A 22,265-nucleotide genomic window follows, 5' to 3' on the forward strand; every position below is an offset into this window, starting at 1 on the left:
CCCTCAACCGCGGGTGACGTCGACGGACCTCAGCGCCGCGCGACGCCGAACAGCGAGTCGGTGAAGCGATTGCCGAACATGGCCTCCGGATCCAGTCGAGCCCGCAGGTCGCAGAAGTCCGCGAATCGGGGATAGAGCTCGGGCAAGTCAGCGGCGGTGCGAGTGTGGATCTTGCCCCAGTGCGGGCGGCCGCCGTGCCGGCTCAGGATCTCCTCGACGACGCGGAAGTACTCGGCGAAGTCCTCCTTGATGAAGCGGTGGACGGCGATGTACATCGTCTCCCGCCCCGTCGCCGTCGACAGCGGCACATCATCGGCGGCGGCGCACCTGACCTCGAGGGGGAATGAGATCGCCCACCCCTTGGCCTCGATGACGTCTCGGATCTCCCGGATCGCCTCGGGTCCGGAGTCGAAGGGCAGCGCGTACTCCATCTCGTTGAACCGCACCCGCCGTGGGGTGACGAACACATCGTGGCCCGGTGCCCGGTACGTCCGGTCTGCCACGACGGACTGAGCGATGCGATTGATCGAGGGCACCACGCCCGGGACCTTGGCACCGAGCTCGACGGCCAGTCGCAGTGCCCCGTTCTCCACCACCTCTTTGTCGAGGAGGTTGAGCCACCGGTTGCGCACCCCCGCCTCGGCGAGGTGACCCGGCCCGGCCTGTCCCGGTTCCACTCGGGTGTTCGTCTTCGTCAGCACCGAATCGGTGTGCGGGAACCAGTAGAACTCGAAATGGTCCGCCCCGCGCATCCGCTCGGTCAGCCCGTCGAGGAGCTCGTCGAATCCAGCGACCTTCTCCTCGGCGATGAGGTCGAAGGCCGGCACGCACTGGAGTTCGACCTCGGTGATGATGCCGAGGACGCCGAGGCCGACCCGAGCGAGGTCGAAGCTCTCCGGTTCCACTTCGGCCGACAGTTCCCGTACTTCGCCGTCGGGGCCCATGAGGCTCAGTCCGGTGACGGTCCCGGCGAACCCGGTGAACCCGATCCCGGTGCCGTGCGTGCTCGTCGAGATCGCCCCGGCCAGGGCCTGCGGATTGACGTCCCCCTGGTTCTCCAGGGCAAGACCGAAGGGTGCGAGGAGGGCTGGAATGTCCCGCAGGCGGGTGCCGGCGTGGAAGCGGACCCGGCCGGCCGCCTCGTCGACGGCGACGATCCCCGACAGTCCGTCGAGGCTGACCATGACGTCATCGCCGGCGGCCACGGGGTTGAAGGAATGCCCGGCTCCGACGACCCGCAGACGGTCCCCGGCTGCTGCTGCGGTCGTGACGATTCCCGCTAGCTCCTCCGCCGAGGCGGGACTCGAGAATGTGTGCGGATGTGCGTGGACGTGACCGGCCCAGTTCCGGAACGCATGCCGGCCATTCACTGCAGATCTGCCCGATGCACGGCCCGCAACCGTCGCCGCCACACGATTCGCACCGCTACCGATCCGTTCGCCGCGCCCTGACTGCACTTCTCTCACACCACCAGCCCCTCTCCCCGGTATGTCGACCAGGTGTCGATGATCGTCGATCCCGAGACGACGAGGAAATCGTTGAAATGTTCGGCCAGTTCGCCTGCTTTGGCGTGCCTGAACCACACGAGATCCCCGATGCGCAGCGATTCCGTGCCGGGCCCGGTCAGCGGAGTCTGCACCTCCCCGGGACCCTCGAGACCGGAGTACTCGAGGCCCGGCGGCCAGGCGATGGTCGGCAGCCGGTCGGTACCAGGCACTCCCGAGGCGATGAATCCGCCCTTGAAAACCGTCACCCAACCAGGTGCAGGGCGTCTGACGACAGGGGTGACGAAGTACGCGGCGGGCCGATGCCGGAAGTGCGTATAGCCGTCGAAGAGTCCCGGGGAGAAGAGACCGGATCCGGCGGCGAGTTCGGTCAGAGTGCCTTCGCCGGAGCTGGATTCGAACGAGCCGGTTCCCCCGCCGTTGACGAATTCGAGGTCGGCGACCTCTCTGACGGCGGCGATGACGGCGGCTCGTCGTTCGGCGAGTTCGGCGATCGAGGCTCTCTGCATGAGCCGCACGATCGCCTGCCTGACCGTTCGTCCGGCGTCGGCGGTGCCGGCGATCTGCCCCTCGTAGAACATCATCCCGACGAGGTCGAACCCGGGCCGGGCCGCGACCTGTCGGGCGAGCGCGACGGCCGCTCGCCCGTCACGGATCGGTGAGCGCCTGGCCCCGATATGGACCCGGTCGCCCAACCAGGATTCGGCCGGGCGATAGGAGGCGTCGACGTCGATGCACACCCGCACCGAGGCGGCTCCCGCCTCGGCGAGGATCGCCGCGTTCCCCGCCGGACCGGTCCCTTCCGGGCCGGAATCCCGCCCCGCCTCGGCGAGGGACCTGCGGACGTCGTCGATGATGTCGAGGTGGTCCACGGAGTCGATCATCACGGTGATGTTCGACCGCGCTCCCGCCTCGGCGACCATCCGGGTCAGGGCCGGCCGGTCGAGGCTGGGATAGCCGATGACGATCTCGCGGACGCCGCGGGCATGGAGGAACAGAGCCTCGGGAACGGAGAAGGCGAGCACGCCCGAATAGGCGGGGTGGGCGAGCGCTCGGTCGATGGCTTCGGGCACGCGCAGGGATTTCGTGGCCAGCCGGATCGGCAGTCCGCGAGCGCGCTGAGCCAGGGCGTCGAGGTTCTCGTCGAACGCGTCGAGATCGAGGACGGCGGTGGGTGCACAGCTGACTTTCAGCGCACGCCGGAGTCCACTCGAAACCATATTCGGTAGTCTAGCCTGCGATGACCTACGTCACAGAAAGAGGAAGCCGATGAGAACCGAGACCACCGCACGCACCTCCGAAGCAAGCGCGGCCGGGACCCCGTCCGCGCATGTCACCGCGGCGCTGCGGGACTTCCTCGACACCGATCCGTACGCCGATGCCTCCGGTTCGGGCGAGGTGATGCGCGGAGTCGAGCCGTTCACCGGGCAGGAGGTCGACAGGTTCGCCCGGAACACTCCCGACGATATCGAGGCTGCCTACGCCACCGCGCGCATTGCCGGCGAGTCGTGGGCCGCCCAGTCGGTTCAGCACCGCACGAAGGTGCTCACTCGACTGCATTCCGCTCTGGTCCGGAATGAGGATCTGCTCCTCGACATCATTCAGTACGAGACTGGCAAGGCCCGCATTCACGCCTATGACGAGATCCTCGATACCTTCAATGTGCTCCGCCACTACGGGGTGATGGCCGCCCGCTATCTGCGGCCCGAACGTCGACGCGGAGCCATCCCCGTGCTCACCCGGACCGAGGTCACGCGCACCCCGCTGGGCGTGATCGGTTTCATCACCCCGTGGAACTACCCACTGACCCTGGGTGCGACCGACCTGTTCGCGGCCCTGACCGCCGGCAACGCCGTCGTCCACAAACCCGATTCGACGACGACGCTGACCTCGGTGTTCATGCGCAGGCTGGCGATCGCCGCCGGCCTGCCCGCCGAGGTGTGGCAGCTCGTGCCCGGACCATCGTCCGAGGTCGGGCCCGCGCTCATGGCCGGTGCCGACGGAATCTCCTTCACCGGGTCGACGACTGCTGGGCGGTCGATCGCCGCCGAGGCGGGGCAGCGTCTGCTCCCCGCCGCGCTCGAGCTCGGAGGCAAGAATCCCCTGATCGTCGCCGCCGATGCGGATCTGGAGAAGGCCGTCGAAGGTGCCGTGCGCGGATCGTTCTCCTCGGCCGGGCAGCTGTGCATCTCCATCGAGCGCATCTACGTCCACGAGGACCTCCATGAGACCTTCTGCGCCCATTTCGCCGAGGCGGCCCGCGCCTACCGCCTCAGCGCCGCGTTCGAGTACGGCCCGGATATGGGCACCCTGGCGGGACCGAAGCAGCTCGAGACGATCACCAATCATGTCGAGCAAGCACGCAGCGCCGGTGCCACGGTTCTCGCCGGCGGACATCCGGTGCCCGATCTCGGCCCCTACTTCTACGCCCCGACAGTGCTTACGGATGTTCCTCCTGAGGCGGAGCTGCGTCGGGAGGAGACCTTCGGTCCCGTCGTCTCCGTCTATTCGGTGCCGTCGGATGCCGCGGCGATCGCTGCCGCCAATGACAGCGACTACGGACTCTCGGCATCGGTGTACTCACGCTCCCACGGGCGTGAGATCGCGCGGCAGGTCGAGGCCGGAATGGTCAACATCAACGAGGTCTACCCGGCCAGCTGGGGATCCATCGACGCACCGGCCGGCGGAGTCAAGGCCTCGGGCATGGGCCACCGGCACGGCCCTGAGGGCCTCCACCAGTTCATGCACTCGCACACGATTGCGGAGCAGCGCCTCCACCCGATCGCGCCGGCCGGTCCTCTCGATCAGGCGAAGTTCGCGAAGGCGATGACCGGGGCGCTGCAAGCCATGCGGTCCCTGCGCATGAAGTAGGGAGCGCGGCACCGTCGGGCACGGCCCAGTTGATGGGTGGAACTGAACTCGGCGGTGGTACTCAGTTGACGTTGTCGAAGAATTCGCGCGCCACCGGCACGGCCGCCTCGGCGCCGAATCCGCCGTCTTCGACAAGCACTGCCACGGCCAGGTCCCCTTGAAATCCGGCGAACCATGAATGAGTGCGCGGCGGGGTCTCGTCGCCGTATTCGGCCGTTCCGGTCTTACCGTGGACCGGATCGCCGGGAACGTCCTTGAGCGCGGTGGCGGTGCCCTCGGTGACGACTGCGCGCATCATCGCCGAGATCTCCTTCGCTGCGTCCGCGTCGAGCGTCGGGGCATCGCCGTCGCTGCCGTCGCCCGCAGCCTGGCTGCCATTGCCGGTGCCCTTTCCTGCACCCTGGCCGCCCCCGTCGCTTTTCGCCTCGTCGAGCGCCTCACCGAGGACGAGCAGCGGGGTGACCGTTGCCCCCGCCTCCACCGAGGCGGCCATCGTCGCCACGGACAGCGGGCTCGCCTGCACCTTGCCCTGACCGATCATCTGAGCGGCGTGGGTGACCTCGTCATCGTCGGTCGGCACCGAGGCCATCTTCGCGCCTATGGCCGAGGCGTCGCCGAGCATGCCGAGTTGGGCGGCGGCGTCGGCCACCTCGTCGCCGGTGACCTTGTCGCCGGAGGAGACGAATGCGGTGTTGCAGGAGTGGGCGAAGTCGTCGGCGAAGATGACGGTGCCGAGCACTTCGTCTTCGGCGTTCTTGAAGCTCTTGCCCCCGATGTTCGCGGTCTTCGGGCAGTCGATGTCATCGTCGGGTCGCACCCCTGCGTCGAGGAGTGCCAGACCGGAGGCGATCTTGAACACCGAGCCGGGAGCGTACTGGCCGCTCAGCGCTCGGTCCCAGGCCGCTCCTTCCGGGTCGTGGTTGGCCACGGCGAGCACGTGGCCGTCGCTGGGGCGGATCGCGACGACGGCGGCCGGCTTCTTCGCCGTCGCTGCCGCCTTGTCCGCGGCGGTCTGGATAACGACGTCGAGGGTGGTCTCGACGTCGTCGCCGTCCTTCGCTTCGAAGGCATGCAGGCTCGTCAGCTTCGTCTTTCCGCCTTTGTCGTTCGTCGAATCACCCTTGACGAAGACTTCGACGCTGCCCGGTCCGCTGAGACGGGAGTTGAAGGTATTCTGCAGACCGGTGCGACCGACGATGTCGCCGGCGATGATCTCACCCCTGGACTTCTCGATGTCATCGGCGCTGGCCGGACCGGCCGAACCGAGGGTGGCCTGAGCGAACCCGCGGGACCGAGTCAGGGTCTGGGTATCCTCGGTGAACAGCACTCCAGGAAGATCGTGGATGGCGTCCTTGACCGACTTGTAGTCGTCTTCGCGCAGTGTCACGACGGGGACGAGCTGGTTGACTTCGGCGTCATCGACGGACTTCTCGAGGTCATCGGCGTCGAGGTCGAGGGAGTCGACACCGTCGTTGAGTCCGCTGACGAGTCGGCCGATGGTGTCGGATTCGAGCCGGATCGGGTGGACGCCGATGTCGATGACCTTCCCCTCCTCCATAAGCACTTCATCATCGGCGCCGAGGATCTTCCCTCGTCCGCCGGGATTCGCGCGCAGAGCGAAGCTGCCGCCCTTTCCGAGCTTCGGGTGGATGGCTTTCTCCGTGAGATCCGCCCACCAGAAGAGCCCGTTCTTCTCCAGCGGCAGCTGGGAACTGTACTCCCAGGACTCTCCGTCGTTGTTCGCCCACGTCCAATCGAGGGTGGCCACGGTCCGACCGTCCGCCTCGGTGATGTCGTCGACGGTGACCGACCGCAGGTCGACTCTCGTGCCCAATGCCTTCGTGACGCGGTCGAACAGGCCCTGAGCGAGATCCTTCTCATGCCAGATGTCCGAGCTCAGCTGTTCTTCGGCGAGGTCGTGGGCCGCCGCCTCGGCGGCGGAGGACTTCGTCATCGGCAGCCGGAAGAGAGCGAAGACTCCGGCTCCGGCGAGCAGCACGAGGACGAGGGCGACGGTCAGCCAGTCCCGGGACTTCTTCGACATGGGACCATCCTCCACCGAGGCCCCCTCGATGTCCATTGCTTTGTGCCGAGACCGGCGTTACGTCGGTCCATGGCCGATTGTTGGGTCGATCCACCGCGGTTTCGGCGTTCAGAACGCCGTGGATCGACCCAACAATGCTTGCGGCGTCGGTCACGTGCGCGGTGACAGAGCGATCAGCCCGCGGCGTCGGTCACGGCCGGCTGCTCGCGCACGTAATCCGCGATCAGCCCGCGTCGGGGACGACGGTGTATTCGAGGACGGGGCGACCGGCCGAACCGTATCGGGGACGACGTTCGAGCATCCCGGCGTCGGCCATGGATTCGAGGTAGCGGCGAGCGGTGACTCGCGAGACCCCGAGCCCTTCGGCCAGCTCTGCTGCGGACTGGCCGGGATTCTCATCGAGCAGGCTCTTCACCTCGGCCTGGACCGCATCGGGCACGCCCTTCGCGGTCGCCGCCACGGTGTGCGTGCGCAGGGCCGAGATCGCTTTGTCGACCTCGGTCTGGGTGACCTCGCCGTCGTTCGAATCCCCGCCGAGGCGGTTGCGGAAGGACGAATACGCCTCGAGTTTGGATTTGAAGACGGGGAAGGTGAAGGGCTTGATGATGTACTGGGCGACGCCGTAGGACAGAGCCTCCTGCACGATCTGCATATCCCTGGCAGCGGTGACCGCGATGATGTCGACGTCGACGCGTTGGCCGCGGATAGCGCGGCAGACCTGCAGCCCGTGCCCGTCGGGCAGATTCATATCGAGGAGGACGAGGTGGACGCCGGAGGGATCGAGTCCGTAGATCTGACCTGTGAGAGCAGCCATCGCCTGAGTGGCATTCTTCGCCACTCCGGCGACGTGATAGCCGTCGATGCGGTCGATGTACTTCGCGTGAGCACGGGCGGCGACCACCTCATCCTCGACGACGAGCACACCGATGCTCGATTCAGGCGCAGTTGTGTCCGACATGCTGCCAGTCTATCTTCACCCGTTTGACAGCGTCCCGGATCGTGTTGCAGTCCCGTCACATCCGGTTCCGGTCCACCTGGGCGGTGCCGGCATCACCGGCGATCACCCGCCCCTATCCGACCTGCCCGTCGCCGGACTGACCGGAACCCGACCGGCCTGCCCCGGTCCGACCCGCATTCCCCGGGTCGGGCAGCCACACCGTGAGCACTGCGCCCTTGAATCGGTCGCAGTCCTCCCCGTGGCCCTGCACGTCGACGGCTCCCCCGAGGCGGCGGATCGCCTGCACGACCAGGGACAGCCCGACCCCGCGGGTGCCCGTCTGCTGGCGACCCTGTCCCTGGTCGGTCTCGACGCCATCGTGCTTCGTCGACCAGCCGCGCTCGAAGATCGCGTCGAGGTATTCCTCGTCGATTCCCGGGCCGTCATCGCTGACCTCGATCGTGAATCCGCCGGGACCGCCGGAGCCGGAGAGTTCGACATGGACTCTCTTGTCCTCGGGCAGTACGTCCTGCCTGCTCAGGGCGTCGAAGGCATTGTCGACGAGGTTGCCGAGGATCGTTGCGAGGTCGCGATCGTCCCCGCCGAGGTTGCCCGTGAGGTCCGCGGTGTCCACCGTCATCTCGATGCCCACCTCGGCGGCTTGGGCGATCTTCGACAGCAGCAGCGCCGAGAGGACGGGATGGTCGAAGGTCATCGACCCGTCACCGTTGACCCGGTTGAGATCGTCGATGTCCTTGGCCGCGAAGTCGATGGCCTCGTCGACGTGCCCGGTCTCGAGCAGGGACACGACCATGTGCAGCCGGTTCGCGTATTCATGGGTCTGCGCGCGAAGGGAATCGGAGAAGGAGCGCACGGAGACGAGTTCGCCGGAGAGCTCGGCCAGCTCCGTGTGATCGCGCATGGTCACGACCCACGTGTCGCTGGCCGCCTCGGTGGGCTGCTGATTGACGACGAGGACACGGTCGTCGGTGTAGTGGATCTCGTCACGAGCCCACCGTCCGGAAGCGAGCAGATCGTGCAGCGCCTCGGGCAGGTCGAGTTCGCGCAGCGGCATCTCCTCCGCCGAGGTGGGACCTGAGTCAGCATCGTCGCCGGCGGGCGGCATGCCCAGCAGTTCGCGGGCCTCGGTGTTGATGAGCACGATCCCGCGGGCTCGGTCGACGAGCAGCAGTCCTTCGGAGACGGCCGTGAGCACGGAGGAGTAGAAGTCGAGCATGCTGCGCAGCTCGTCGGCACCGTAGTCACCGGTGACCCGGCGCAGTCCCCGCGATGTCACCCAGGACGAACCGATGCCGAGGACGAGGGTGAGGACGGCGATGCCGATGAGCCATTTGCCCTGCGCCAGGAAGCCTTCGCGGACCGAATCGGCGGAGCTGCCGACGATGACGGCGCCGACGACGGTGTCCGACCTCAGTCCGTCGACGCCGACGTGTTCGGCGTAGACCGGGGTGACGACGTACATGGTGCCGTCGGCCGGGCCGCCGTCGTTGATGAAGCGCACGGTCGACCTGCCATTCTGCAAGGCCTGTCCGTCGACGGCCTGGGCCAGCTGGTCGATGGAGTCCTCGGGAATCTTCCCGGAATCCGCCGAGGCGGTCTTCGCTTCCAGCGCCTGCTGGCGTCCGGGTGAGCCCAGGGTCGGCGGCGTGAGGAGGAAGTCGATGGGCACGACCGCGGCGATGTCGAAGCCGTATTGGCTGATGACGTTGTCCAGCAGCGTCTGAACGTCGTCGCGGGATTCGGAATCGAGGTAGTCGTCCTGGCCGACGTCACCGGTTCCGACGAGGCCCAGTGACATCGAGATGTTGTCCGCGGCCGACCGCAGCAGGTCCTGTTCGCGCTTAGTGTTGAGTTGGGAGAGCTGAAGGTAGAGCAGACTCGTCGTGAGCACCATGATGCCCACGAGCATGATCGAGTTCGCGAACATGATCCGCCCGGCCGCGGAGAGGCGGACCCACCGACTCAGGCGACCCACCGGTCCGGCGGGCCCCTTCGACAGCACGGTGCGCTTCTTCTTCGGCATGGAATCCATTGTGCCACCCGCCCAGCCGCCGTCTGCCTGATCGGGCCGGGAGGTCATTCATCGGGTTCAGAGGGCCGGCTGGGTCATTCCGCCTGGTCAGTCAGCTGTGGTCGGCCTGCCGGGTTCAGAGCGCCAGGCTGATGGGCCCGGCGGGGACCGCGGAGCACACGAGCACCTCGTCGTTCTCGACGCGGGCGGCCGGCTCGATCGGGTAGAGCACGGACCCGGCGGCCAGGGGCACCGAGCAGGTTCCGCAGGATCCGCCTCGGCAGGAACTCGGCGAGCAGAATCCGCGCGCTTCCAAGGATTCGAGCAGGGTGCCTTCCTTCGGTTCCCAGACGAAGCTCGTTCCCGAATTCTCCAAGGTCACCTCGGCGGGCGAACACGCGGCGATGGCCTCGCTCATCCCCGTGTTCGGAGAGGCGAAGGTCTCCTGGTGGACGGCGGGAACGCCGGCCTCGTCCGCGGCGGCGAGCACGGCCGCCGTGAAGTCGCGGGGTCCGCAGACCATGACGTTGTCGCAGCCGGCCACCCAGTCGACGAGTTCGCGGTGGCCGGGTCGACCGGCCGTCGCGGTGTCGCGGTGGTGGGTCTCGACTGGCACTCTGCCTGAGTGGGCACGGTCCTGCAGCCTGTTCCACAGGCATGCGGTGCGGTGGTCGCGGTCGACGTGGAAGAGTCGGATCCGTTCAGTGGCGGGCAGGTCGGCCAGACCGTCGCTGCGCAGCAGACCGAGGCTCGGGGTGATGCCGATTCCCGCGGTGATCAGGGCCGTTGTGCCGCCGAAGACGCGGGAGGCGGTCATGGTTCCGTGTGGGCCTGAGGTGAGGACCCGCTGCCCTTCTTCCAGGGAGGCCATGGCGCGGGAGCCCTTGCCCTGGGTGCGTACGGCGATGCGGACGATGTCGTCGTCGACGTCGGTGATCGTATAGGTCCGCCAGAACGGTGCGCCGAGGTCGAGGTGGACGCGCAGGTTCGTGCCCGGTTCGTCGAATTCGCGGATCCAGCCGAGATCGTCGCGCAGGGCCACCTCGACGATGTCGTTGCAGATCTGCCGGCGGCCGACGACGGTCATGAAGCGCGGAGTTCGTGCGACCTTGACCAGTTCCCGCGGGGCCGGGCCTTCGACCGTGATCTCGTCGCCGGCCGCGACATCGCCGGTCTCGAGGATCTGCCCGTAGATTCCGCAGTGCAGATGGCCGCAGGCGGAGTTGAGCAGCCGCGGAACGTTGACGTCGACCTCGGTGGTCGTCGGGTTGACGGTCGTCGCCGGGCAGCGTTCGATCGTCGAACGGATCGCCAAGCGCACGCCGCCGAGGCGGATGATCGAACCGATGAGCGCGAACTCCTCGAACGGAGCGAGTCCGTCGACGAGGATGTTGCCGCGGAACCGCAGCGGGTCGAGCTCGGCTGCGGGAGTGGCCGGGTCGTCCTGGACGCTCGCGTCCGCCGAGTCGGCCACCGTCGGACTCGTCGCCTCAGCGCTCAACCCGAGGGCCGCGCGGCCCTCGTCGGTATCGGCGATCGCGGCGACCGTCGCGGGGTTGATGAGCGAGATTCCCGAGCGCTGCGAGTCGAACATCCCCTGATCGGCGACGGCCAGGCAGCGCGGGAATGTACCCTGCGGGGGTATCCGCTCGGAGAGGAAACTCGCCGAGGCGGCCCTGCCCTTTTCATCGTCCGTGGAGAAGCACGTCGATTCCCCCGTCGGGGCCGTGAGGGTCACGGTCGCGGAATCATCGTCGGCCGCTTCGGCGGGGGCACTCCGGCCATCCGGATCAGGTCCGGGCACGGATTCGGCGTCGACCGCCTCGGGGAGGGTCGCTGCGACCTGCCACTTCTGCAGGTCGGTGTCGTTCTTGAGCACGGTAAAGGCGGAGTACGAGTGCCAGGCATCGGCGGGTACGTCGAGGCTGCCGTTCGTGAACGCCGCGATCCGGTCGCCGCGGATTCCGCGGTCCTTGATCACCCGAGCTTCGGTGAGTTCCTCGGCGGGGAATCCCTTGACCGGGAACCGGAACAGTCTGGCAACACGCATAATTCGATTGTAGGAGCCGGAGAACACGTCAGGGTCAGGGTGAGAGCAAACGCACAGCCGCCTCGGCGAGGGTCGATCTTGATTTATACCCTATAGGGGTATACGGTGTGATCATGACTGAGCAACATGGATACACCCCGCAGAAGGACGCTCTCGCGCGGAGGATGAAGCGGATCGAAGGTCAGGTCCGCGGCATCGGGAAGATGATCGATGAGGACAAGTACTGCATCGACATCCTCACCCAGGTCTCCGCCGCGACAGCCGCGCTGCACGCGGTCTCCATCAACCTCCTCGAAGAGCACATCGCTCACTGCGTGGTCGACGCCGCCTCATCGGGCGACGACGAAAAAGCGCGGAAGAAGGTCGAAGAGGCATCAGCCGCCATCTCCCGACTCATCAAGAGCTGAGCGGAGGGCCGCGTCCGCCCGACTGGGGTGCGACGACGCCTGAGGCTCTGACATCGGGAAGCACTCACAGCTGATAGGAGAGCACAATGACGACCACCACCATCACCGTTTCGGGAATGACCTGCGGACACTGCGAAGCCGCTGTCAAGGAAGAGCTCGGCGCACTTGCGGGCGTCTCGGACGTCGCGGTCGACCTCAACGCCGGGGGCGATTCCCCGGTCACGATCACCTCGTCGGCTGCACTCGACGATGCGGCGATCCGTGCCGCCGTCGATGAGGCCGGCTACGAGGTGAAGTGATGCCTCGCGAGCTCGAGCTCGACATCACGGGCATGACCTGCGCGTCGTGCTCGGCGCGGATCGAGAAGAAGCTCACCCGCCTCGACGGGGTCACGGCGGAGGTCAACCTGCCGCTGGAGACCGCGCATGTGGTCATCGACTCCGAACTCAGCGACGACGACATCACCGCCGCCGTCGAGAAGGCCGGCTACGGTGCCACGGTGCGCAGCCCCGTCGCGGGCGGTGCCGGTCCGGAGATCGTCGACTACGATCCCCGCCACCTGCGGCCGCGCCTCATCGGCTCCCTCATCCTGGCCGTGCCGATCGTCGCGATCTCGATGGTCATGAGCTGGCACTTCACCGGGTGGCAGTGGATCGTCGCGATCCTCGCCCTGCCGGTCGTCACCTGGGGTGCGTGGCCGTTCCACTTCGCGGCGTACAAGGCCGCCCGCGGTGGATCGACGACCATGGACACCCTGGTCAGCGTCGGCATCACCGTCGCGAGCCTGTACTCGTTCTTCACGCTGGGTCGGGCCGTCGCCGACGGTCACGGCTGGGCGATTCCCGCCGAGTACCACGTGTGGTTCGAAGCGGCCGCGGCGATCACGGTGTTCCTGCTCATCGGCAAGCTCACCGAGGACCGGGCGAAGAGCCGGGCGACGGCTGCGCTCAAGGCGCTGCTCGACCTCGGCGCGAAGTCCGCGACCGTGCTGCGCGACGGAGCCGAGGCGGAGGGCGCCGCCGCTTCGGACGGTGCCGCCGCGAATGACGGCCGTGTCGAGGTGCAGGTGCCGATCGATGAGCTGACCGTCGGCGATGTCTTCCTCGTCCGTCCCGGCGAGAAGATCGCCACCGACGGTGAAGTGCTGAACGGTCATTCGGCCATCGATGAGGCGATGCTCACCGGCGAATCCGTGCCGGTCGAGGTCGGCCCCGGAGATTCCGTCACCGGAGCCACGATCAACACCTCCGGTGTCCTCGAGGTCCGTGCCACCCGTGTGGGTGCGGACACGACGCTGGCGGCCATGGCCGATCTCGTCTCCCGTGCGCAGAACGGCAAACCTGCCGTGCAGCGACTGGCCGATCGGATCTCGGCGGTGTTCGTGCCGATCGTCTTCGGCATCGCCATCCTCACCCTGCTCGTCTGGGGCTTCGCCACCGGCGACTGGGCGGCGGGACTGCATGCCGCGCTCACCGTGCTCATCATCGCCTGCCCCTGCGCCCTGGGCCTGGCCACGCCGACGGCTCTCGCGGTCTCGTCGGGGCGCGGATCCCAACTGGGCATCCTCGTCTCCGGGCCCGAGGCACTGGAGTCGACGCGGTCGATCGATACGGTCGTCCTCGACAAGACCGGCACCCTGACCACCGGCGTGATGAGCCTGACCGGAACCGAGCTCTCGCCTGAAGACTTCGATGTCCTGGCCCGATTGGAATCGCGCAGCGAACACCCGATCGCCCACGCCATCGTCGACGCCGCACCCGAGATCGTCGGGTCGGGTTCAGCGGGAGCTGCCGCGACCGGGACTGTCCCAACTGAGCCGAGCTCGATGGGATCGGCCGAGGATTCGGCCAGGGCCGCCTCGGCGAGGTCGGTCGAAACCGCGACCGGGTCATCGGTCACGGATTTCGAGAACATCGCCGGCGGCGGACTGCGGGCCACGATCGACGGCGCCGAGGTGCTCGCCGGTCGCCCTGATCTGCTCCGGGAACGCGGAATCGCGGTCGACTACCCGACCGATTCGATTCCGCGTGGGGCCACGATCGTCGCACTGGCGATCGACGGTCAGTTCCGCGGGTTGAGCTTCGTCTCCGATGGAGCCAAACCGACGGCCAAGGCGGCGATCGACGAACTGCATTCGCTGGGACTGAGCACCGTGCTCCTGACCGGGGACAATGCTCAAGCCGCCGAGGTGGTCGCCGAGGCTCTCGGGATCACCGAGGTCCGCGCGGATGTCCGCCCGGAAGGCAAGGTCTCCGTGGTCAGCGAACTGCAGGGGCAGGGCCGGGCCGTGGCCATGGTGGGCGACGGGGTCAACGACGCCGCCGCACTGGCCGGTGCCGATCTCGGCATCGCGATGGGGTCGGGCACGGATGCGGCGATGGCGGCTTCGGATGTCACCATGGTCAAGTCCGATCCACAGCAGATCCCGCAGGCGATCCGACTCTCGCGCCGAACCTTGGGGCTCATCAAGGGCAACCTGTTCTGGGCCTTCGCCTACAACACGGCAGCGATCCCGATCGCGGCGTTCGGTCTGCTCGACCCGATGATCGCCGGTGCAGCGATGGCGTTCTCGTCGGTGTTCGTCATCCTCAACAGCCTCCGCCTGCTGCGCTTCAAGTAGGCACGGCGGGGCGGACGAGCATCCACCCCTCGGGTGCGACGGAGCTGCGGCGGAACCCGACGCACTTCCACCCCTCGACCGCACAGCGGCAACCGACAAGCTGCCACTCCCTCGACCTCGAGCATCCCCCACTGAGAGCGCCATAACCCCCTGCTCCTGCACGGCTTTAAGGCGCTCTCGGTGTCTGATGCCTCAGCCGGTGTAGGAAGTGACACTCCCGCGAGGGTCTGCCGCAGGAGACCAAGACGGCGTCCGGCGTCTCAGCGCAGGACTGGGGCGTCTTACCTCATGACCGGGTAGGACTGGTTCTGGTTCTGCGTATCCTTGCGCATCACCCAGTTGAGGTAGCTCGTGAAGCCCGACACCAACACAAATGCCGCTCCGGCGTAGATGAACGCGTAGCCGAAGGCGCGGCCGTCCTGCCAAGCTCGGGTGACGATGATCGCGAGGACGAGAGTGACGATTCCGCAGACGGCGCCGACTTTGATCGCGTCCTTGTAGGACACCGTGCTGGTGGGCTTGCCGCCTGTGGACTTCTTCTTCGGGGTGTTCGTGGGCGCCATGCCGCTCATTCTACCGGTCCGACCTGAGAGCAGTCCCATCCTGTGGGCGAGATCAAATCTCGGTCGACCCCAACTGGAACTTCGATTCCACCGGCACCGAGGTGGGCCCCGCCGACCGTCCGTCCCAAGCACCCAGGTGGCCACAAGACGCCTTGAAACCGGCGGACGACACGACGGCAGGTGGATCCGACGACGGCGCTGAGCCCTCTGCGCCGATGATCAGGTGGACTACAGGCTCGGAACAGGCAAAAATAAGGATGTGCCCGTGACTGTCAGACGCGCCTCAGGGGAGGCGCTGCGCTCATTTCACTCCAGCCAGGCCCCGCCTGGCCGTGAATCATGTGCAGACACCACTGCAACGACGACCACCGCCGCAGACATCGCAGCCGTCGGCCCCGGCCCCCTCGACATTCCTCACTCGGCATCCCCCCGTTACACCCTCCGTACCGTCACCGCACTCATCCTCGCGGGGGTCATGATTCTCACCGTCACAGCATGCGGGCCCGATCGCGGGCTCAAGGTCTCCCCCGAGGGCAACCCCTCCCCCTCGCTCTTCGCCCCCAATACCGAAGCCGCCGGCCAGGCGAACGAACCGTTTTCGCTCGACGAGGTCCGCAAAGCCATCGAATCGTCCTCGGGAGTCGCCGTCACCGGCAGCGCCACGGAGACCGCCAAGGTCGTCGCCGACTGCAAAGACTGCCTGAAGTTCGCTTCTCCGTTCCTCAGCGGTGAACAGAAGTTCCAGCTGGTCACGGTGGCCAATCCCAAACAGCGGAATGAGATCATCGCCGGCGCTGTCATCAGCGAACAGAGGGGCGAGCCCCGCCTCGAGCTCATCGCCACCGGCAATCAGCTCAAGGTCAGTCCCGGCAGAAATGGGACACTGGTGGTGCAGGAGGCCATGTTCGCTGACGGGGACAAAGCATGCTGCCCCTCCGGCTGGTCGGTGCAGGTGTTCCGCCTGCACGACGGTAGGTTTGAACCAGGTCAACGCTTCACGCGGCTTAATGGAGAAACGTAATGCACATAGTTCTGGTCGAGGATGACGAGGTCATCCGCGAAACGACGCAGATCGGACTCGAACGCTTCGATTACACGGTCTCGGCATTTGCCGACGGCCGCGAGGGGTACGAGTTCGTCTCCGCCAACGGCGCCGACGTCCTGCTTCTGGATCTCATGCTGCCGACGATGAACGGTGCGTCCATCTGCCGTGCTGTGCGCGAGCGTTCGACGATCCCGATCATCATCATCTCCGCCCGTTCCGATGCCATCGACATCGTCCAGGCGCTCGAGGCCGGAGCCGACGACTACCTCACCAAACCCTTCGACATGCAGGTGCTCAACGCCCGCATCCGCGCGGTCGTCCGCCGATTCATCACCACCGGCACCGACCGGTTCGGCTATTCCCCCGCCCCCGAGACGGACGAGCATCACGAAACCGTCATCGGTCCCGGCGGCATGGTCACCGGCGACGGCATCCCCGAGGTCCTCGGCGCCAGCCCCGGAATGGACACCCGGGATCGACTGCGAGCGCAGCTCGAATCCGATGACACCTACCTCGGTGCCGGTGGGAAATTCACCACCGCCCCCGAGGCGGATGACGACGAAGAGGCGATCGGCGGCACCGGGGTTCCACCCCGCCCCAACGGCTCGCCCACAGTGGCCCAGGAGTCGTCCGGCTCCGACGGCGGGCTGGGTCCGTTCCGCACACGACTGGGATCCCTCGTCCTCGACACCGGTCGGCTGACCGTCGAGGTCGACGGGGAGGAAGTCCACCTCACCCCGACCGAGCTGCGCGTCCTCCTGCTGCTGACCGAGCAGCCCGAACACGTGTACTCCCGGGAGAAGATCGCGTTCACGGTATGGGGATACGAATGGGCCGGTGACTCCCGCGTCGTCGACGTTCACATCCAGCGCCTGCGGAAGAAGATCGGGGCGAACATGATCGAAACCGTTCGCGGATTCGGTTACCGCTTCGCAGGCTGATCGCATGTCGCTGCGCTGGAAGATCTCTCTGCTCATCGTCGCCTCGGTGATCATCGCCGTGCTGTCGTGCTCGATCGTGCTGCGCCAATCCGCGGCCCGAGCAGAGGACGACCGGATGCGTTCGACCGTGACCGAGCAGCTGACGAACGCGACGGCCATCTTCTCCGAAACCGGAGTGCTCACCCTCAATGCCCGCATCGATGATCCGGAGCTGCCCAAGGAAGCGCGCAAGTCCGCGCTCAAGGGCCAGAGCGTGACGATCCGGTCCGAGGTCGACGGTGAGGAGATCGTCTGGGCCGCCGCCCCGATCGAGGTCGGTTCGCACACCCAGGTGATCTCCGTGCGCGCCTCGACGAAGGACAGCCAAGAGCTCATCGGCCGCATCGATCAGGCGCTGCTGGTGGGCATGATCGGCTCCGCCCTCGTCGTCGGCGGCGTCGGATCGATCGTCGCCGGCCGAATCTCCCGCAGGCTCACCCTCGGCGCTCAGGCCGCCAGGAAGATCGCCGCCGGTGACACGACGACGCGCATCGCCGACGTCATCGACGAATCCGATCAGGAGGTGTGGGCCTTCGCCACGGCCGTCGACACCGCGGTGGCCCGCCTGACCGAACGCATCGACTCCGAGCAGCGCTTCACCGCGGACCTCGCGCACGAGATGCGCACCCCGCTGACCGGTCTGGTCAACGCCGCCAACCTGCTCGAAGAGGATTCCCGCCCGGCCGAACTCGTCAAGGACCGGGTCGTGCGCATGCAGGTCCTCGTCGAGGATCTCCTCGAGGTCTCCCGTCTCGACGCCGGCCGCGCCAACCCCGAGTTCACCCGCGTCGACGTCGATCAGGCGATCCGGTCCCTGCTGGGCACGATGGAAGCTTCGGGCGCCCTCGCCGGCCATCAGATCGATACCCATCTGGCGGCACTGAATTCGACGCTGGTCACCGATGTCCGCCGTTTCGAGCGCATCGTGTCGAACCTGCTCGTCAACGCGATCAAACACGGCGGAGATCCCATCCGCTTGGAGACGAGCACGCGCATCATCGTCGTCACCGACTCCGGTTCCGGCTATCCGCCGGACATCGTCAACACCGGCCCGACCCGCTTCGTCTCCGCCGGCGGCGGCGGAATGGGCCTCGGTCTCGTGATCGCGCAGGGACAGGCTCGCCTGCTCGGCATCAAGCTGGTCTTCAGTAACGACCCCGTAACGGGAGGCGCGCGAACCGAGGTGATCTTCCCCGACGAGGAAGCCCAGGAACGCGCGCTCCGGCAGTACATCGAGAGCCGATCCGAATGATTTCGCCGAGGCGGCCCTCAACGCGATTCAGCGCTCTGACCTGGCATGAAGCTGGGTTCCCGAGGTTCTGCTGAACCCGGCCTGAACATCGGCTGGCCGCCCGCGAGTGCGACTCATCACCAAAATATGACAGGTTCTATATATTCCCGTTACACTTTTGTGATGTTGTATTGAAGTCGTCGAAACCTCGACGGTCTTCGACGAGTCACAGTCACACGGAGAGTTATGTCAGAGTCATCATCGACCACAGAACCAACGGTGCGTCGACGGGATCTGCACAGGCGTCGCTCATCGTCCCCGTTCTCACGCGCACGCACCTCGTCGCGCAGCACCGGGACACCGGCCGCGCCCGCATCCACTGCATCCGCTGACTCTTCGGCCGAGTCACTGTCGCCGAGGCGCGCAGCGATGGCCGCCGAGGCTCAGGCCGCTCAGGCCTCTCCCCGTCGTGCCGCAATGGCTCGTGAAGCAGCCGCGGTCCCCACGACCTTCGGCTCACCGTCTGCCTCGTCTGCCCGTCGGGTCAGCGCAGGAGCCGCCGAGAGCCGCGGGTCCGATGGCGCGCTGCTCAAGTCCGTGCGCAAAAGCAAGGTGCGGACCGCCTCGACTCTGGCTGCCGTCTCCGTGGCGGGTGCCGCCACCGCAGTGACCATGCTGGTCAACAACCTCAGCGGCGGTGCCGAGGTCAAGACCGACCCGACCGCCGCCGGTGAGCCCGCCGCCATCAACGCTGAGAAGGTCAACGCCGACGTCCCCGAGGTCAAGGGGAAGTCGTCGATGGAGATCGGCGTGCCGAGCGCCAAGCAGAAGAAGGTCGAAGCTGCGTCCGCGCGGTTGAGAAGAGCGCCCTGCCTGGCTGCGATGAAAAGCAGAACTTCGATCAGTCCGCCGGCAACGGCGAGCTGCCCGACGAGTGGCTGTGCGACCTCGGCAAGGAAGACCATCGACTCCGCGCCGACGCCGCCGTCTCCTTCGCGAAGATGAACGCCGCTTACAAGAAGGACACCGGCAAGGAACTCGAGATCACGGATTCCTACCGCGACATGGCCGGACAGCTCTCGGTCGCGGGCCGGAAGCCGGGACTGGCCGCCAAACCGGGCACCTCACTGCACGGTTGGGGCATCGCCCTCGACCTCGGCGGCGGAGTCGCCAACAAGACCGGAGCCTGGAACTGGCTCGTCGAGCACGGAGACGAATACGGCTGGGAGAACCCCGACTGGGCCAAGGCCAGCATGTACGAGCCGTGGCACTGGGAATACACCCCCGCCCGCGACTCGATTCCCGGCAAGTGATCGATCAGCTGCGCAGCGCCCGTCCGTAGCGGCGGCGGTAGATGATCTGAGCGAGCCGGACGAACGGTTCGCCGAGTCTCCAGATGCCCAGACCCGCCCGCGAGACCGATCTCAGAACGAGGAAGACCCTGTCATCGGCGGTGCGGATGAGGATGAATGACTCCTCTCCGGTGATCGGATGTCCCGGCTTCGTGCCATAGGTGAATCCGCACCGGCCCTCCTCTTCGAAGACGTCGATGACGCGTGAAGGCTCAGGCAGTCGGAAAGGTCCGAGGCGCACACGGATCGTCGGCTCCTGACCCCGCTCCACACGAGGCGGCCGACCAGGTCTCACTCCATCCGCGCGAGCGTCGGCCTCGGCCGTCGTCTCCGCTCCGCCCGCTCGACTGACAGCGTCCGTACTTCCATCGACTTCGATGTCGAAGCCGCTGCGGATCTTGACCTCCCAGTGCAGTAGCTCATCGGCGCAGCGCTCGAACATGTCTGTCCCGTGGCCGACGAAGTACGCGGATTCGAAGTGACGGTAGCCGTCGGGACGTTCCAGCCACCTCGGCGAGAGGGGATGCGTCAGCGTCTCCGGGCGCTCCTGTGATTGTTCGGCCATGCCTCCAACCTAACGGACTCGAACCGTCAACCGAACGGACTCGGACTGTGGGACTCACAGTCCGGACGGTTGTGCGGCGTCGACCGAACGGTTACGTATGATGCCAACAACAGCGGACCTCAATCGAATGTCCGCTCAGCATCTGAGCCAGGATCAAAGGAGAACCACGTGCGCACAATCAACGGCATCGACGAGATCGAATCGCTCATCGGGCAAGGGCTCGGCTCCTCCGAGTGGATGACGATGGATCAGGACGCCATCAACACCTTTGCCGACGTCACCGGCGACCACCAGTGGATCCACGTCGACGAAGCGCGCGCGGCCGAAGGTCCCTACGGTGCGACGATCGTCCACGGATTCTTCACGCTCTCGCTCATCCCGAAGTTCTCCACCGAGGTCTTCACCATCGAGGGCGTGTCGATCCGCGTCAACTATGGACTGAACAAGGTCCGGTTCCTTCAGCCCGTCGTCGTCGGCTCCCGGCTGCGCGGAACCATCAGCGTCAAAGACGTCATCCGCGGTGACAAGGGCACCCAGGTCATCCTCGAGCACACGATCGAGATCGACGGCGAGGACCGCCCCGCATGCGTCGCCGAGGTGGTCACCCTCCTCGTCGAGTGAACGACCGCGACAGGACCACCCGCACTATTGAGTATCCGCCGTCTGACGGAAGGATAAGTGTGCGCAGATTGCCCATTTCCAGCTCGAAAATGGCAACCTGCGCACACTTATCTCTCGCCGAGCGGCACCGCGGCCGCACCACGAGAAGGCCAGTCGGACGAAATGGCGCGACGCATACTCAGATCAGGCCACCCGCACGCAGGTGGTGAGCGATCAGGCCGCAGATCTCCGCCATGTCTGAGTCTTTGGATACTCGGATGACCGTCCACCCTTCGGCCTGGAGAGCTGAGATACGGCGATTGTCCTCGGCGAACTGCGTCGGCGAGCTGCGATGATGATCGCCTTCGTACTCGATGGCAAGCCTGATCGACGGATAGCCCATGTCCGGGTGAAGCAGCGCGCCGATGAGTGAGCACATGACAGCCGGATGGACCACAGGTTCAGGCAGTCCTGCGTCGATGAGCCGCAGTCGCAGCTTCGTCTCCGGTGGAGAATCGACATCGTCCCGCACCAGCCCGAGTGCGCGTTCAACTGTGAGACGTCCTCTCACTCGGCGGCGGGAGGCGATTTCAGCGCGGATTTCGTCGATCGCCGTCAACGGTCCCCCGTGCCATCGGCCGACCGCGGCGTCCCCGAGCACTACGAGCTGCTCCACGGTCAGCACTCGCGCAAGTTCGATGAAGAGCTGTGCCGCCGAGATGAGCGTCAGGCCGAAGTAGTTCTCCGACCGCAGCCATTCGTACCGATGGAAGACGACGTTCGTCCGTCGCTTGGTCGGGCCTTTGTCTTCACGAGCCACGTGCACCCGAGTGTCGGCGTTCGACGGCACCGGCAATCCATACAACTTCGCCGCAGTGACACCGCAAGCAACGACACCAGTGTCGATGCACACCAATCCCGTCAGCTTCACTCGTTCGTCGATCCACTCGGCGTCCGCCCAGGTCGGAGCGACAACCCGTGTCGAAGGGTCAGTTTCAATCCACACGCCGTAGCCGAGCTGCTTGTACTTCCGCTCATCGTCCAGCGCGCGGCGCGTGATTCCCCGCGATACTCCCTGCGCACGCGTGAACGGAATCGCGGCGGTCATGAGCTGACGCGGTTTCTCCGTCCAGGGTCGGACCCGAAGCTTCCGCAGGTTGGCCGGCTGAGCAGTGGCGAGAGACTGCTGCGCCGGTGCCCGATTGTTCATAGGCAGAGAATGCCTCCGCCGCGGCGAAGACGGCCAGTGGTGATTTCACGCCTGTGGACAGAGCCTGGTTGTCCACAGGCCAACTGCGCGCGAGTCGCCGCGTCCGCGCTGCAGGAAAGCGGAGAAAAGTGTGCGCAGATTGCCCATTTCCAGCTCGCAAATGGCAATCTGCGAACACTTATCGCTCAAGAGCGGCGGCTGGAGCCCGCGCCTCGTGGTCGCGCGGACAAAGTCGGCTGGGGAGGGCCGCGTT

The 22,265-nt window shown here is 66.5% G+C and carries 19 protein-coding genes; 10 read left to right on the top strand and 9 right to left on the bottom strand.

What is annotated here, in order from left to right:
- Positions 1-29 precede the first annotated feature (29 nt).
- Positions 30-1,370, bottom strand: coding sequence for a D-arabinono-1,4-lactone oxidase (locus tag LJ362_RS15965; RefSeq protein ID WP_264799996.1), 1,341 nt, complete (start codon positions 1,368-1,370; stop codon positions 30-32).
- Positions 1,371-1,462: 92 nt separating this feature from the next.
- Complete coding sequence (locus LJ362_RS15970; RefSeq protein WP_264799997.1) at positions 1,463-2,725, bottom strand: amino acid deaminase/aldolase; 1,263 nt, start codon at positions 2,723-2,725, stop codon at positions 1,463-1,465.
- 49 nt (positions 2,726-2,774) lie between these two features.
- On the opposite strand from LJ362_RS15970, the gene LJ362_RS15975 reads away from it, so the two are divergent.
- Positions 2,775-4,376 carry a succinic semialdehyde dehydrogenase gene (locus tag LJ362_RS15975; RefSeq protein WP_264799998.1) on the top strand — a complete coding sequence of 534 codons (1,602 nt, stop codon included), beginning with the start codon at positions 2,775-2,777 and terminating at the stop codon, positions 4,374-4,376.
- A 61-nt stretch (positions 4,377-4,437) separates the two neighbouring features.
- Here LJ362_RS15975 and LJ362_RS15980 read toward each other — a convergent pair whose 3' ends face one another.
- From LJ362_RS15980 to LJ362_RS15995, 4 genes are all read right to left on the bottom strand, one after another.
- On the bottom strand, positions 4,438-6,420 hold the full coding sequence (locus tag LJ362_RS15980) for a penicillin-binding transpeptidase domain-containing protein (RefSeq protein WP_264799999.1): 1,983 nt from the start codon (positions 6,418-6,420) through the stop codon (positions 4,438-4,440).
- Between the two features lie 223 nt (positions 6,421-6,643).
- Positions 6,644-7,378 carry a response regulator gene (locus LJ362_RS15985; RefSeq protein ID WP_139467467.1) on the bottom strand — a complete coding sequence of 245 codons (735 nt, stop codon included), beginning with the start codon at positions 7,376-7,378 and terminating at the stop codon, positions 6,644-6,646.
- 112 nt (positions 7,379-7,490) lie between these two features.
- Complete coding sequence (locus LJ362_RS15990; RefSeq protein ID WP_264800000.1) at positions 7,491-9,401, bottom strand: sensor histidine kinase; 1,911 nt, start codon at positions 9,399-9,401, stop codon at positions 7,491-7,493.
- A gap of 124 nt (positions 9,402-9,525) precedes the next feature.
- Positions 9,526-11,439, bottom strand: a complete 1,914-nt coding sequence (locus LJ362_RS15995; RefSeq protein ID WP_264800001.1) for an MOSC domain-containing protein — start codon at positions 11,437-11,439, stop codon at positions 9,526-9,528.
- A gap of 113 nt (positions 11,440-11,552) precedes the next feature.
- Here LJ362_RS15995 and LJ362_RS16000 point away from each other — a divergent pair, with 113 nt between their 5' ends.
- The 3 genes from LJ362_RS16000 to LJ362_RS16010 all read left to right on the top strand — a co-directional run bounded on the left by LJ362_RS16000 (position 11,553) and on the right by LJ362_RS16010 (position 14,466).
- A complete protein-coding gene (locus tag LJ362_RS16000; protein WP_264800002.1) occupies positions 11,553-11,846 on the top strand; it encodes a metal-sensitive transcriptional regulator in 294 nt (97 codons plus the stop codon).
- Between the two features lie 86 nt (positions 11,847-11,932).
- Entirely contained in the window at positions 11,933-12,145 is a 213-nt protein-coding gene (locus tag LJ362_RS16005) for a heavy-metal-associated domain-containing protein (protein WP_101547024.1), read from the top strand.
- On the top strand, positions 12,145-14,466 hold the full coding sequence (locus tag LJ362_RS16010) for a heavy metal translocating P-type ATPase (RefSeq protein ID WP_264800003.1): 2,322 nt from the start codon (positions 12,145-12,147) through the stop codon (positions 14,464-14,466). Before LJ362_RS16005 ends, LJ362_RS16010 begins: the two co-directional genes overlap by 1 nt.
- 281 nt (positions 14,467-14,747) lie before the next feature.
- On the opposite strand, the gene LJ362_RS16015 is transcribed toward LJ362_RS16010, so the two are convergent.
- The gene (locus LJ362_RS16015) at positions 14,748-15,029 is read right to left on the bottom strand and encodes a hypothetical protein (RefSeq protein ID WP_139467472.1); all 282 of its coding nucleotides are present in this window, start codon (positions 15,027-15,029) and stop codon (positions 14,748-14,750) included.
- Between the two features lie 265 nt (positions 15,030-15,294).
- On the opposite strand from LJ362_RS16015, the gene LJ362_RS16020 reads away from it, so the two are divergent.
- From LJ362_RS16020 to LJ362_RS16040, 5 genes are all read left to right on the top strand, one after another.
- On the top strand, positions 15,295-16,050 hold the full coding sequence (locus tag LJ362_RS16020) for a hypothetical protein (RefSeq protein ID WP_264800004.1): 756 nt from the start codon (positions 15,295-15,297) through the stop codon (positions 16,048-16,050).
- Entirely contained in the window at positions 16,050-17,015 is a 966-nt protein-coding gene (locus LJ362_RS16025) for a response regulator transcription factor (protein ID WP_264800005.1), read from the top strand. The genes LJ362_RS16020 and LJ362_RS16025 overlap by 1 nt, the downstream gene beginning before the upstream one ends.
- A 4-nt stretch (positions 17,016-17,019) precedes the next feature.
- Complete coding sequence (locus tag LJ362_RS16030; RefSeq protein ID WP_264800006.1) at positions 17,020-18,306, top strand: sensor histidine kinase; 1,287 nt, start codon at positions 17,020-17,022, stop codon at positions 18,304-18,306.
- Positions 18,307-18,714: 408 nt separating this feature from the next.
- A complete protein-coding gene (locus tag LJ362_RS16035; protein ID WP_264800007.1) occupies positions 18,715-19,290 on the top strand; it encodes a hypothetical protein in 576 nt (191 codons plus the stop codon).
- The gene (locus LJ362_RS16040) at positions 19,287-19,598 is read left to right on the top strand and encodes a D-alanyl-D-alanine carboxypeptidase family protein (protein ID WP_264800008.1); all 312 of its coding nucleotides are present in this window, start codon (positions 19,287-19,289) and stop codon (positions 19,596-19,598) included. Before LJ362_RS16035 ends, LJ362_RS16040 begins: the two co-directional genes overlap by 4 nt.
- A gap of 4 nt (positions 19,599-19,602) precedes the next feature.
- On the opposite strand, the gene LJ362_RS16045 is transcribed toward LJ362_RS16040, so the two are convergent.
- Complete coding sequence (locus LJ362_RS16045) at positions 19,603-20,202, bottom strand: DUF1990 family protein (RefSeq protein ID WP_264800009.1); 600 nt, start codon at positions 20,200-20,202, stop codon at positions 19,603-19,605.
- 168 nt (positions 20,203-20,370) lie between these two features.
- On the opposite strand from LJ362_RS16045, the gene LJ362_RS16050 reads away from it, so the two are divergent.
- The gene (locus LJ362_RS16050; protein WP_264800010.1) at positions 20,371-20,823 is read left to right on the top strand and encodes a MaoC family dehydratase; all 453 of its coding nucleotides are present in this window, start codon (positions 20,371-20,373) and stop codon (positions 20,821-20,823) included.
- Between the two features lie 178 nt (positions 20,824-21,001).
- Here the strand turns inward: LJ362_RS16050 and LJ362_RS16055 are convergent, their stop codons facing one another.
- Positions 21,002-22,012 carry an endonuclease domain-containing protein gene (locus tag LJ362_RS16055; protein ID WP_264800011.1) on the bottom strand — a complete coding sequence of 337 codons (1,011 nt, stop codon included), beginning with the start codon at positions 22,010-22,012 and terminating at the stop codon, positions 21,002-21,004.
- Positions 22,013-22,265 lie beyond the last annotated feature (253 nt).

Origin of the sequence: Brevibacterium sp. JSBI002 (assembly GCF_026013965.1) — a bacterium.
Classification (GTDB): Bacteria; Actinomycetota; Actinomycetes; order Actinomycetales; family Brevibacteriaceae; genus Brevibacterium.